The organism is Pseudomonas sp. TREG-RG-20F-10-E-6-01 (assembly GCF_022662455.1).
GTDB lineage: Bacteria > Pseudomonadota > Gammaproteobacteria > Pseudomonadales > Pseudomonadaceae > Aquipseudomonas.
Window position 1 is genome coordinate 1 of record NZ_JAKNQP010000014.1, and the last position, 12,685, is coordinate 12,685.

12 protein-coding genes are annotated in these 12,685 nt (G+C 60.1%); 10 read left to right on the forward strand and 2 right to left on the reverse strand.

Going from position 1 to position 12,685, the window contains the following annotated elements; all coding sequences use genetic code 11:
* The first annotated feature begins 91 nt into the window (after positions 1–91).
* Positions 92–2,113 carry an LTA synthase family protein gene (locus L8K08_RS26225; RefSeq protein ID WP_242201044.1) on the forward strand — a complete coding sequence of 674 codons (2,022 nt, stop codon included), beginning with the start codon at positions 92–94 and terminating at the stop codon, positions 2,111–2,113.
* Here the strand turns inward: L8K08_RS26225 and L8K08_RS26230 are convergent, their stop codons facing one another.
* Positions 2,114–2,488, reverse strand: coding sequence for a cytochrome c family protein (locus L8K08_RS26230; RefSeq protein ID WP_145164229.1), 375 nt, complete (start codon positions 2,486–2,488; stop codon positions 2,114–2,116).
* A 178-nt stretch (positions 2,489–2,666) separates the two neighbouring features.
* Between L8K08_RS26230 and L8K08_RS26235 the strand changes: the two genes are divergently transcribed.
* The 8 genes from L8K08_RS26235 (at position 2,667) to L8K08_RS26270 (ending at position 10,538) form a co-directional block, all read left to right on the forward strand.
* A complete protein-coding gene (locus L8K08_RS26235; protein ID WP_242201046.1) occupies positions 2,667–3,047 on the forward strand; it encodes a response regulator in 381 nt (126 codons plus the stop codon).
* A gap of 193 nt (positions 3,048–3,240) precedes the next feature.
* A complete protein-coding gene (locus tag L8K08_RS26240; protein ID WP_145164233.1) occupies positions 3,241–3,855 on the forward strand; it encodes a biliverdin-producing heme oxygenase in 615 nt (204 codons plus the stop codon).
* Complete coding sequence (locus tag L8K08_RS26245) at positions 3,852–6,095, forward strand: ATP-binding protein (protein ID WP_242201052.1); 2,244 nt, start codon at positions 3,852–3,854, stop codon at positions 6,093–6,095. The genes L8K08_RS26240 and L8K08_RS26245 overlap by 4 nt, the downstream gene beginning before the upstream one ends.
* Before the next feature lie 218 nt (positions 6,096–6,313).
* A complete protein-coding gene (locus L8K08_RS26250; RefSeq protein ID WP_242201055.1) occupies positions 6,314–6,505 on the forward strand; it encodes a hypothetical protein in 192 nt (63 codons plus the stop codon).
* Positions 6,506–6,609: 104 nt separating this feature from the next.
* Positions 6,610–8,505 carry an alkaline phosphatase D family protein gene (locus L8K08_RS26255; protein ID WP_242201058.1) on the forward strand — a complete coding sequence of 632 codons (1,896 nt, stop codon included), beginning with the start codon at positions 6,610–6,612 and terminating at the stop codon, positions 8,503–8,505.
* Between the two features lie 190 nt (positions 8,506–8,695).
* A complete protein-coding gene (locus tag L8K08_RS26260; protein ID WP_119737164.1) occupies positions 8,696–9,037 on the forward strand; it encodes a type II toxin-antitoxin system RelE/ParE family toxin in 342 nt (113 codons plus the stop codon).
* A 9-nt stretch (positions 9,038–9,046) separates the two neighbouring features.
* On the forward strand, positions 9,047–9,340 hold the full coding sequence (locus L8K08_RS26265; RefSeq protein WP_145164243.1) for an XRE family transcriptional regulator: 294 nt from the start codon (positions 9,047–9,049) through the stop codon (positions 9,338–9,340).
* Positions 9,341–9,524: 184 nt separating this feature from the next.
* Entirely contained in the window at positions 9,525–10,538 is a 1,014-nt protein-coding gene (locus L8K08_RS26270) for a sensor domain-containing diguanylate cyclase (RefSeq protein ID WP_242201061.1), read from the forward strand.
* Positions 10,539–10,566: 28 nt separating this feature from the next.
* Here L8K08_RS26270 and L8K08_RS26275 read toward each other — a convergent pair whose 3' ends face one another.
* Positions 10,567–11,595, reverse strand: coding sequence for an amino acid ABC transporter substrate-binding protein (locus L8K08_RS26275; protein WP_106578247.1), 1,029 nt, complete (start codon positions 11,593–11,595; stop codon positions 10,567–10,569).
* Positions 11,596–11,739: 144 nt separating this feature from the next.
* On the opposite strand from L8K08_RS26275, the gene L8K08_RS26280 reads away from it, so the two are divergent.
* A complete protein-coding gene (locus L8K08_RS26280) occupies positions 11,740–12,633 on the forward strand; it encodes a LysR substrate-binding domain-containing protein (RefSeq protein ID WP_242201063.1) in 894 nt (297 codons plus the stop codon).
* Positions 12,634–12,685: the final 52 nt, after the last annotated feature.

Consider the following 12,685-nt stretch of genomic DNA (forward strand, 5'->3'; position numbering starts at 1 on the left):
CGACAACGCTGGCACTGAACCACCGCCTTCGCGGCCAAGCCCGTTCCCCCATTTGCTGTGTGGTGTTTGTGAGATTGAGTAGAGGTCAATAATGGGTGTGTTGCAATCACGCCGCCTGCGCTACGGCGTGGGCGCGATCGGGTTGGTGTTTGCGTTGCTGGCGGCTTTGCGGCTGATGTTTTTGATCAGCTTTTCGGGTCTGGATTTAAACACCCCGGGGCTGGCAGAAACCCTGGGCATCGGCCTGCGTTTCGACCTGCGCCTGGCCGTGTTGATTATGTTGCCACTGGCCGTGCTGGCCTGGCTCCCACGCTGGAACCTCACCACCCTGCCCGCCCTGCGCTGGCTGGCGCGCGGCTATCTGGTCGTGGCCCTGGCCGTGGTCGGCCTGGTGTACATCATCGACTTCGGCCACTACGCCTACCTCGGCGTGCGCATCAACGCGACCGTGTTGCGCTACCTGCAAGACGCACAGATTTCGCAACAGATGGTGTGGGAAACCTACCCGGTGCTGTGGATAACCGCCTGCTGGCTGGCCGCCGTGGCGCTGTGGGTATGGGCGTTGGTGTGCCTGGAGCGATTGACCCTGGATCGCGAACCCACAGTCATCGGCAAATGGGCCGTAGCTTCCGTGGCCGTAGTCGGCGTTGTCGCCGTGCTGCTGGCCCTGCTCGGCCGCGTGGCCAACCTCAACCTGGAAAACCCGGTGCCGCTGCGCTGGAGCGATGCGTTTTTTTCCGGCAACAGCCAGGTTGCCGCCGTGGGCCTGAACCCGGTGCTGTTTTTATACGACACGCTCAAGGTCGGCCAAGCGCAATTCGATGAAGCCACAGTGCGCAAGCATTACCCGCAAATAGCCGAGTATCTGGGCGTTGACCAGCCCGATCCCCAACAACTGAATTTCACCCGCGAACAAGGTGTGCAACCTTATCGTCTGCAAGGCGAACGCCCGCCCAATGTGATTTTCGTGATGCTTGAATCCCTCGGCACCAGCGCCGTCGGTGCCTACGGTAACCCGCTGAACCCCACGCCGAACCTGGACACGTTGGCTACGCAAAGCTGGTTCTTCAAACACTTCTACGTGCCCGTCACCGGCACCGCCAAAACCGTGTGGGCGAGCATCACTGGCGTGCCCGATGTGACGCGCCAGGAGACCGCCACGCGCAACCCGCTGATCACGCGGCAGCACACGCTGATCAGCGCGTTCGAGGGCTACCAAAAGTTCTACATGATCAACGGCAACGCTGGCTGGGCGAATATCAATGCGTTGATCCGCCAGAGCATCGACGGCGTGCAGCTGTTTGATGAAAGCTACTGGCGCTCACCGCGAGTGGACGTGTGGGGCATCTCTGACCTGGACCTGTTCAAGGAGGGCGACCAACTGCTGCGCGCCGTGCCCAAGGACAGGCCGTTCTTCGCTTACGTGCAAACCTCCGGCAACCATCGCCCGTTCACCATTCCCAAGCAGAACGACGGCTTCCAGGTCCGTGACGTGACCCTGGAGCAAGCCCAGGCTGCTGGCTCGCGCAGCGTCGAGCAGTACAACGCAGTGCGTTTGCTGGACTTCAACATCGGCCGCCTGATGGACATCGCCAAGGCCGGCGGCTGGTACGACAACAGCATTTTTGTGTTCTTCGGCGACCACAACACCCGCATCAGCCAGATCCCGCACATGCCGCCGGCCTTTGAGCAACTGGGTCTGGAAAGCAACAACGTGCCGTTGCTGATCCACGCGCCGGGCCTGCAACCACGGGTGATTGAAGAGGCGGTGGGCCTGGCGGATTTGTTGCCGACAGTGGCCGGCATGGCGGGCGTCCCCTTTCGCACTGGCGCGATGGGCCGCGACATCCAGCAGCCGGCACCGGAAGGCGAACGTGTGGTGCCACTGGTGTTGCACGAGGGCACGTTCCCGATTATCGGCGGCGTGACCCAGGACTTTCTGTTGCAAATGCAACACGACGGCAGTTCACCAACCCTGCATGACCTGGCGTCGCCAACACCTCGGGAAGACGTGGCCGAGCAGCACCCTGAAGAGTTTCAGCGCCTGCAGGGCCTGACGCGCGGGCTGCATGAAAGTGCGCGGTTGATGCTGTTCAGGAACGTGCGCGAGTGATCATTTGGGCTGGAAGGTTTCGAGGTAGGCCAGGATGTTTTCAATCTTTTCCGGGTCGCTGATGCCCCAAAAAATCATGCGTGTGCCGCTGACGACTTTTTTTGGTGCCTCGATATAGGCAGCGAGTTTGTCGCGGGTCCAGACCACGCCGGAGTTTTTCATCGCGTCGGAGTACTGGTAGTCCGTGGTGGTGCCGGCAGGGCGGCCGATGATGCCGTTAAGCTGCGGGCCGAAGCCGCCGCGCGCGCCTTCGCCGATGCTGTGGCAACCGCCGCAGGTCTTGCTGAAAAGCTTGCCGCCCGCCTCGGCATCGCCTGCCGCTAAAGCCGGGGCGGTGGTGAGAATCAGGGCGAGGGTCAATAAAGCGTGCTTCATGAAGGCTCCACATCAGGAAACGGTGAGGCGATTATGCCTGCAAGCGCACTGTGCCGCTGCGGGCAACGCCCTGCTACCCGCTCTAAACCGACCATCCATCGCCCGGAATATATCCAATCGAACCTATTCACGCCCGCCCCACTCCACCTTACTGAACCCTGATGGTGGAGTAAGGATCATGGCTCAGCCATCGATTTTAGTGCTGGAAGACGACGAGATCATTCGCTCGTTAATGGTGGATGTACTGGAGGATTTCGGGGCGCACGTCACGTCATTTCCTTCGGCGGATGAAGGGATGATTTACCTGGAGCGCGGCGACGACCCCGTGGATCTGATTGTCAGTGATATCCAGATGCCCGGTTTGCTCAATGGTTATGACTTGAGCAAGGTGGTAGCGCATCGCTGGCCGTCTGTGCCCGTGGTGCTGACCTCCGGCAATATCAAGCTGGCGGCGCAGTTGGGCGGTTCCGTGCGTTTTTTACCCAAGCCGTGGAGCGCAGAGCACCTGGTTGAGTGCGTACAAACGGCGCTGAGCCAACAGGGTATGTCCCTGCACTGATATCGTCGCGATATCACAAAAGCGAACTTGAGGTGCTTTTCCGTGGTCATTAATCACGCAAGGAGTGACTTTTCTGATCCGCCGGTCAGCCTTTTCGCCTAGTGCGCACAGGTGATGGCAATGAGTTGTGTAGAATCGTCGCCCATTTACAGCGTCATTCATGGCCGGAAGGCCCACAGTTCGAGCTCATTGAATGCATTCACAGGCCCCTGACGTCAGTGCGCCCTCATTGCTGGAAGCGTTACGTTCAGGCACCGCCCTGCTGCATGTAGCGCTGGAAAAACGCTTGCCGTTTTTCTCCGAGCGTCTGGATGCCGAGTGGTACCAGCGCTTGCTTCAGGCGTACTACGGTTTTTATGAGCCAATGGAATCGGCGCTGTATGACAGTGGTTTGATCCCCGATGGATTCGATACGTCATTGCGTGTGAAAACGCCTACACTCCTGCACGATCTTTACGCCCTTGGCCTGACTGACGACGCCATCAGTGCCCTGCCGCGTTGCACCAGCCTGCCACTGTTCGATACCGCCGCCGCCTGCCTCGGTGCCCTCTATGTACTGGAAGGCGCGACCCTGGGTGGCCAATTGCTGCGCCGGGAAATGGCCCAGCGCCTGGGCATCGACGCCGAACACGGCGGCGCGTTTCTCAATGTGTACGGCGCCGAGACCGGTCGACGCTGGAAAGACTTTCTCGATTACCTGAGCCGCCAACCCCTCGATGCGCACGCCAAACAGCGCGCAGTGCAGGCAGCTTGTTCGACATTCAGCGGCTTCGAGCATTGGCTCGTCAGCCAGGAGGTACTGCTATGAAACCCGAAGATTTTGAAGAGCTGCTTGCCAACTGTGCCGACGAACCCATCCGCACCCCCGGCGCGATACAGCCCCATGGTGTGCTGCTGACGTTGTCAGAGCCGGACCTGCACATCATTCAGGTCAGCGCCAACGTCGGCAGCCTGTTCGGTCACACGCCCGAGTCGCTGCTGGGTCAGCCGCTGCACAGGTTGATCGGCGCCGAACATGCCCAAGCCGTGCAGGCCATGGCTGAACACAACACGTTTTTCGATGCGCCAGCGCTGCATGTCACCTTCAATGGCGCGCAATTCGAAGGCCTGCTGCACCGCCATCAAGCGGTGCTGGTGCTGGAATTCGAACCGCGCCTGGAAGATTTCAAACCGCGAGCCCTGAATGGTCGCACTAGCGATCTGGGCAAGATGCTGCAACGCCTGCAGGCAGCGAAAACCCTGCAAGCGCTGTACGAAATCAGCGTGAATGAAATCCAGGCCATGACCGGCTACGACCGAGTGCTGATCTACCGCTTCGAAGAGGAAGGCCATGGCCAGGTGATCGCCGAAGCCTCGGCGCCGTCCATGGAGCTGTTCAACGGGCTGTTCTTTCCGGCGTCCGACATCCCCGAGCAGGCCCGCGAGCTGTACCGCACCAACTGGCTGCGCATCATCCCGAATGCCGCTTATGAGCCCGTGCCGTTGCTGCCCAAGCTGCGCCCGGACACCGGCCAACCGCTGGACCTGAGCTTTGCGACCCTGCGCAGCGTGTCGCCGATTCACTGCCAGTACATGCAGAACATGGGCGTGCTGTCGTCCATGAGCATCTCCTTGATGGCAGGCGATAAGCTCTGGGGCCTGATCAGTTGCGGTAACCGCGAGCCACTGTTGGTGCCCAATGACCTGCGCCTGGCCTGCCAAACCATCGGCCAGGTGCTGTCGTTGCAGATCAGCGCCATGGAAGCCCTGGACCTGAGCCGCCAACGCGACGAAAAGCTCGAGGCCCTGGCCCTGCTTGATCGCGCGATGAAAGCATCGGAACAAAACGTGTTCGACGGCCTGGCCCAGCAGCCGCAAGTCCTGATGGACCTGACGCTGTCGGGCGGCGTGGCAATCATCGAGGACAAACAGTTGCACCGTTACGGCAACTGCCCGCAGCCCGAGCAGATTCGCGCGCTGCACGCATGGCTGCAAGCCAGCGGCGAACCGGTGTTTTCCAGCCACAACCTGACCTCGGTGTATCCGCCGGCCGCCGAGTTTCAGCACGTGGCCAGTGGCGTGTTGGCCATGAGCCTGCCAAAGCCTGTGGATAACGGCGTGCTGTGGTTTCGCCCGGAAGTGAAAGAGAACATCAACTGGAGCGGCAACCCGGACAAGCCGTTGAATCTGGAAGAGTCAGACGCCGGCTTGCGCCTTCGCCCTCGGACCTCGTTTGAAATCTGGAAAGTGGAAATGGCCGGCATCTCCACCAAATGGAGCCATGGCGACCGTTTTGCTGCCAACGACCTGCGCCGTTCAGCCCTGGAAAATGACCTCGCCCGCCAAGTGTTGCGCGAACAGCAAGCCGTACGCGCGCGTGATGACCTGGTGGCCGTGGTGTCCCACGACCTGCGTAACCCGATGACCGTTATCTCGATGCTCTGCGGCATGATGCAAAAGGCGTTCAGCTCCGAAGGCCCGCACACCTCGCGACGTATTTCTTCGGCGATCGACACCATGCAACAGGCCGCAGGGCGCATGAACGTGCTGCTGGAAGACTTGCTCGACACCTCGAAAATCGAGGCGGGCCGTTATGTGGTCAAGCCGGTGGTGCTGGACGTCAGCCAGATGTTTGAAGAAGCCTATGCCCTGCTCGCGCCGCTGGCGATGGAGAAGGGTATCGAGCTGTCGTTCAATGCGGAACCGGGGTTGCAGATCAACGGGGACCCTGAGCGTCTGTTCCAGGTGTTGTCGAACCTGATCGGCAACGCCATCAAGTTCACCCCGCGCCAGGGGAACATCGGCGTGAGCGCCATGAGCAATGACGAAGAGATCGTGTTTTCGGTGCGCGATTCCGGTGAAGGCATTGCGCCTGAACAGTTACCGCATGTGTTTGATCGCTACTGGACCCAGACCGAAAACAACCCGACCGGCAGCGGGTTGGGGCTGTACATCACTCAGGGCATCGTCCAGGCCCATGGCGGGCAAATCGACGCGCACAGCGAGGTTGGCCGGGGCAGCGAATTTCGTTTTACGGTACCCAAGGGAGTCGAGGGGTCACACCCCTGACAGCGGAAAGTGGACTTGATGTGGCGAGCGGGCTTGCTCTCCACATCAGGCCGGCTGGTTAAACCCGCAACATACCACCCTGGCCGCGACGAGTTGGTGGCCGGTAGCCTTGTCATGTTTTGACTCAACGCGTGTATAGCCGCGCCAGCCAAGGCTTTGTAAGTTCTGTGCGCGTTCACAACGCGACAACACTTCCCTGGCCTTACCGAGCACACCCAATGGATTTTTTTCTCAGCGCTAACTTGAACTACATCAACACCATCCAGATGATCAACGCCGCGCCTGCGCCACAACCGCCGAAGCCAAGCCTCGATCAGGCGTCGGCCATAGGCCTGAGCGGCGCAAATACCCCAGACAAGAACAACCGCTCCGGCAACCTGGAAAGCCTGGGCAAGGGCAATCTGCTCTAGCCTATGAATGCGGGGCAAGCCATCCCGCCCCGCCATCCCTTAACAAAACACTGACATCCGCTGGGTTAACCTGCCGGCCTTTCCTGCACAGAGTCCTCATTCCTATGCTTGAAGCAGGCACACTGCCCGCCGTTCTTGCCGGGCCGCTGTTACGGCGGCTGGAGCCTCGCCGCCTGGTGTTGTGGCTGGTGGCAAGCCGTGAACTGTCGCCGACCTTGAGGCTGCACGTTGCCGAACACAGCCGGGACATCCGCCTGGATCAGGGCCAGTGCCAAGTCGTGCCGGTGGGGCGCCACGCCTTCATCCACCTGATCGACGTGGGGCTGGACGACGCCCTGCCGTTGGACGTGCTCATCGGCTATGACCTGCTGATCGACAACCTGGGCATCGCCGAATGGGCGCCGCACCTGCTGTATGCCGACGCCCGGCAGCCGAACTTCGTACTGCACAGCCGTATCCACCAGTTGGTGCACGGTTCCTGCCGCAAACCGCACCACCGAGCCGACGACGGCTTGCTGTGCGTCGACCGCCTGCTGGCCGAGGCACACACGCCGACCGAACGCCCGGCGTTGCTGATGATGAGCGGTGACCAGATCTACGCCGACGATGTCGCCGGCCCGATGCTGCGCGCGATTCATGCGCTGATCGCGCGACTGGGCCTGTTTGACGAATACCTGGAAGGTGCGGTGGTGACTGACAGCGCCAGCCTCTACGGGCATCGCGCCAGCTATTACCATCGCGCCGAACTGCTCCCGGCGCTGGACAGCAACGAGACCCTGCGCGAGCGGTTTTTTGGTGGCGTAAAGAAGCCGATTTTCACCAGCAGCACGGCCGACAATCACCTGGTGAGCTTTGCCGAGGTGATCGCGATGTACCTGCTGGCCTGGTCGCCCACGCCCTGGCAGTTGATCACGCCACAACCCCCGCAACTGAGCGTCGAGGAACAGCAGCGTTATGCCCGCGAGCAGGTGCCTATTGATCAATTCCGACAAGGGTTGCCGGGCGCCGCACGGGTCTTGGCTCATCTGTCGACGCTGATGATCTTCGACGATCACGACATCACCGACGACTGGAACCTCAGTGCCCAATGGGAAGAAACCGCCTACGGCCACCCGTTCTCCAGGCGCATTATCGGCAATGCCCTGCTCGCCTACTTGCTGTGCCAGGGTTGGGGCAACCAGCCGGATGTGTTCGCTGAGCTGCTGAGCCAAACCCAGGCACTGGCCACCCAGGTTAAAGGCAACCACCTGGACGCCGGCCTGCAAGATGACCTGCTGGCGGCGCTGCTGAAATTCCAGCACTGGCATTACGTACTGCCCACCACACCGGCCCTGGTGGTGCTCGACACCCGTACCCGCCGCTGGCGCAGCGAGTTCACCCTCAAGCAGCCCTCTGGCCTGCTGGACTGGGAAGCCTTGAGTGAGCTGCAACAGGAACTGCTGGACCACCCCTGCGCCATCATCGTCTCGCCCGCGCCGGTCTTTGGCGTCAAGCTGATCGAAACCGTGCAGAAGGTGTTCAGTTGGTGTGGCTACCCGCTGCTGGTAGACGCCGAAAATTGGATGGCCCATCGCGGCGCCGCCCAGGTAATCCTCAACATCTTCCGCCACTCGCGCACGCCGGGTAACTACGTGATCCTCTCGGGCGACGTGCATTACTCGTTCGTCTACCAAGTGCTGATCCGCTACCGCAACGGCGGGCCGAGCATCTGGCAGATCACCAGCAGCGGCATCAAGAACGAGTTCCCCCCACGCCTGCTGGAATGGTTCGACCGCCTGAACCGCTGGCTCTATTCACCGCGCTCACCGCTCAACTGGTTCACGCGCCGCCGTACCATGCAGGTGGTGCCCCATATTCCGGAACATGCCGAAGCGGGCGAACGGCTGTGGAATTCGGCAGGCATCGGCCAGGTGTTTTTCAACGACCACGGCCAACCGGAGGCGATTTACCAGCACAACGCCGATGGAAAGCCTCGGACGAGGATGCTGGCGCCGGAGTAAGTTTTCTTACACATGCAAAACCACGCTCGCACTCACTCTGCGGAAAATTCATAACTATCTGTTTTTGCTGTAATTTTCTGCAAAGCTTCGACATCCATCGCTCACAAAAAAAGTGCCAGGCTCTGACCGCTCTTCGCGAAAAGCTTCATCAATCGCCGATTGCCGTATGAACCTATTTTGGTGCACTCTTGTGAACGACTTACCTCTCATGTTGAGCGTCGCGTTTTTCCGAACGCAGGCTGGCAACGAGCCCGTGCGTGAATGGCTGCTGGAACTGCCAAGGGAGTCACGCAGACTCATAGGCATTGACATCAAAGCAGTCCAGATTGGATGGCCGCTGGGAATGCCGCTGGTTCGAAAGCTGGAGCACAGCCTTTGGGAAATACGAAGTGACCTCAATGAGAACATTGCACGGGTCATTTTTACGTTAGTTGACCGCGAAATTGTGTTGCTGCACGGCTTTATCAAAAAGAGCCAGAAAACGACGTCAGTGGACCTGAACACCGCGAGGCGTCGTAAAAGCAAGCTTTGAGGGACCACCATGAATAAACATATCGGCTCCAACTTCGATGATTTTCTAAGTGACGATGGGCTCATAGAAGAAGTGTCCGCTGCCGCATTGAAGCGTGTTATCGCCTGGCAGTTGGCGCAAGCAATGAAGGCGCAGAAAGTCAGCAAGAAAGCGCTGGCAGAACGTATGCACACCAGCCGCACTGCTGTGGATCGGGCGCTGGATCAAAACGATGCAGGCATGACTCTGGCAACCCTGGCAAGTGCCGCAAGAGCGTTGGGCCAGCGGGTAGAAGTGCGGCTTTTACCGAACGCCAATACATGACCGGTGATGACGTGAAAACCGGTCCACGTAAATCCAGCATAGGTGGCTCATAGCCATACATCTAAAGCAGCACACCCGCCCTATTCAAACCGCGCAAGTCCCGATGTACAGTAGCGCCAGCCACGGAGTATCGGCGTCAACGAAGACTGGCCTTACAAACCAGCACACGCAGGGAAGCGCAAAGATGGGCGATAACTCCGGCAATAAACCGCTGCGTAATGACTTTTCCGAACTCAACGCCGACATGTTGCACGCCGTCATGGAACTGGTCAGCGACGGCATCTGGGACTGGAACGCCAATACCGGCTTCGTCTACCGCAACCCCGGTTGGTACGAGATGCTGGGTTACCCCCGCCACTCCCTGGAAAACACTGTGTTCACCTGGGAGAACGTGATCCACGCCGAGGATTACCCGCGCGTGATGGCCGTGTTTGATGACTACATCAACCAGCGCGCCCCCCATTACCAGGCCGAGTACCGCTGCCGAAAAGAAGACGGCAGCTACCTGTGGATCGAGGACCGGGGCTACGTCATTGCACGTAACCCTGACGGCTCGGTAGCCCGCATGGTCGGCGCCCACCGCGATATTCACACCCGCAAGAACTCCATCGAACAGCTGCAAAAGCGTAATCAATCGCTGGAGGCTCTGGTGGCCGAACGCACCCGTGAATTGTCTCGGGTCAATCAGCAACTGCAATTGCAGCTGGATGAGAACCGCTCCCTGGCCGAACAGGACGCCCTGACGCGTATCGCCAACCGTTATCGCCTGGAAAAAGTGCTGCTGGAGGAGTGTGAGCGCGCCGAGCGCTTCCGCGTGCCATTGGCATTGGTGGCCATGGATATCGATGACTTCAAGCCGATCAATGACCAACACGGCCATGGCGTCGGCGACAAGACCCTGATTCGGGTGGTGGAAAACCTGGAAGCCTGTGTGCGTCCCGGTGATTTGCTCGCGCGCTGGGGCGGTGACGAATTTATGGTGGTGCTGCCCAAAAGCACCCTCGATTCGGCCAGGCAACTGGCCGAAAGCGTGCGGCAGAAGGTCACCGAAATACCCGCCGTGGGTGATTTCAAAGTGACCCTGAGCCTAGGTGTGGTCGAACGTCGTATGGGTGAGGACCCTGCCGCCTTGATGGCACGCGCCGATCAAGCGCTGTATCGGTCCAAGGCGGCGGGAAAGGACGTGGTGTCGGAGTAAATACGGCGACTCCACTGGCTTGGCGTGATCAGCGCACTGGTGGCGCGTACTGGATGCCGCCGTTGCTCCACAAGGCATTGAGCCCACGCTTGATCTTCAACACGCTGCCCTGGCCGATATTGCGCTCGAACACTTCGTCATAGTTGCCCACTTGCTTGACGATCTGCACCACCCAGTCCTTGCGCAGTTTCAAATCTTTGCCGTAATCGCCGTCGGCACCCAGCAGCCGCGCAACGTCGGGGTTCTTGCTGGATTTGGCCTGCGCTTCGACGTTCTGCGAGGTGATGCCCATTTCCTCGGCATTGAGCATGGCGAACAGCGTCCATTTGACGATGCTGAACCACTCGTCATCACCCTTGCGCACCAGCGGCCCGAGTGGCTCCTTGGAGATCACTTCCGGCAGCACCACAAACTCATCCGGGTGAGCCATCTTGATGCGCTGCGCGTACAAGCCCGACTGGTCAGTGGTCAGCACATCGCAGCGCCCGGCTTCGAGGCCCTTGGCGCTTTCGTCGGCGGTATCGAAGGTGATTGGCGTGTACTTCATGCCGTTGGTGCGAAAGTAATCCGAGACATTGAGTTCAGTGGTGGTGCCGGCCTGGATGCAGATGGTTGCGCCGTCGAGTTGCTTGGCGCCGGTCACCCCCAGCTTGTTGTTGACCAGAAAACCGATGCCGTCGTAATAGGTGACGCCGGTGAACACCAGGCCCATGCCCGAATCACGCGAACTGGTCCAGGTGGTGTTGCGTGAGATCAGGTCGATTTCGCCGGACTGCAGCGCGGTAAAACGCTCTTTGGCCGTCAACTGACTGAACTTCACTTTTGAGGCGTCGCCGAATACCGCTGCGGCGACGGCGTGACACACGTCTACATCGATGCCGGTCATTTTGCCGGTGGCGTCCGGCACGCCGAAGCCCGGCAAACCGTCACTGACGCCGCACTGAATAAAGCCTTTTTTCTGGATTGCGTCGAGGGTCACACCGGCGTGGGCACTGCCCGCCAGGCCCACGACCGCAGCAGCGGTGAGGGCGGCCAAGGTGGTCTTGAGGTTGTTCATGCGAGGCACTCCCTGTCGATCTTTATTATTCGGCGCCGCACAGCCCGCGCCGGTTTATAGTGTGGCCGCGCAGTATCGACGGCTTTACGCCCCTGTCACAAACGACCTTTAGGCAAAGGCTCCTTCCGATTTGGAATGAACTGCATGATCTCTAAACGCTTGACCCCTTCGATGACCGCCCTGCAGTGCTTCGAAGCCGCCGCCCGCCACCTGAGTTTCACCCGCGCCGCCCAAGAGCTGCACCTGACCCAAAGTGCCGTGAGCAAGCAGGTCGCGCAGCTCGAAGAGATGCTCTGCCACAACCTGTTCGAGCGCGTGCGCCAGCGTCTCTATCTGTCGCCAGCGGGCTCGCTGTACCTCGCCGAGGTCCACAAGATTTTGACTCAGGTGGACATTTCCAGCCGGTACATCCTCACCTACGGCGGCGAGACCGAAGTGCTGCGCATCGCCACCCAGCCGACCTTCGGCGACCGCTGGCTGGTGCCCAAGCTCAAGGATTTTGCGGCCAGACATCCGAACATCCACCTGGATGTGCGCAACGAGCTGGAGCCCTTCGACGTGTTGCAGGCCAAGGCCGATATTGCGTTTTTCTTCGGCCAGGGCTCCTGGCCGGGGGCGACGTGCATCGAGCTGTTTCGCGAGGCCGTGGTGCCGGTCTGTGCGCCGGGGTTTGTCGCCGAGGGCAGCGATGCCTCCTCGCGCCATACCTTGCTGCAATGCACGTCACGCCCGCAAGCCTGGCATGAGTGGTTTCTGGAACAGGGCCTGCATTCGCAGAACAGCTATCACGGGCCGCGTTTCGACACGTTCTACATGTGCATTCGCGCAGCGCAGTCGGGCTACGGCGTGGCGTTGGTGCCGCAGTACCTGGTGGCCGAAGAGTTGGCCAATGGCAGCCTGATGACGCCTTGGGATTACACGATGCCCAGCGCCGGCGCGCACTTTATCGCGCACGCCGAACACGCCGGCGAGATCCCCAAAGTAAAAGCATTCTTGAACTGGATGGTGGACTACTTAAAAGCACATCCCGACTTTTAATAATGACCCGGCGACTTTATTTCGTTTGCGGCAAGGCCGGGCGCGCGGCTTA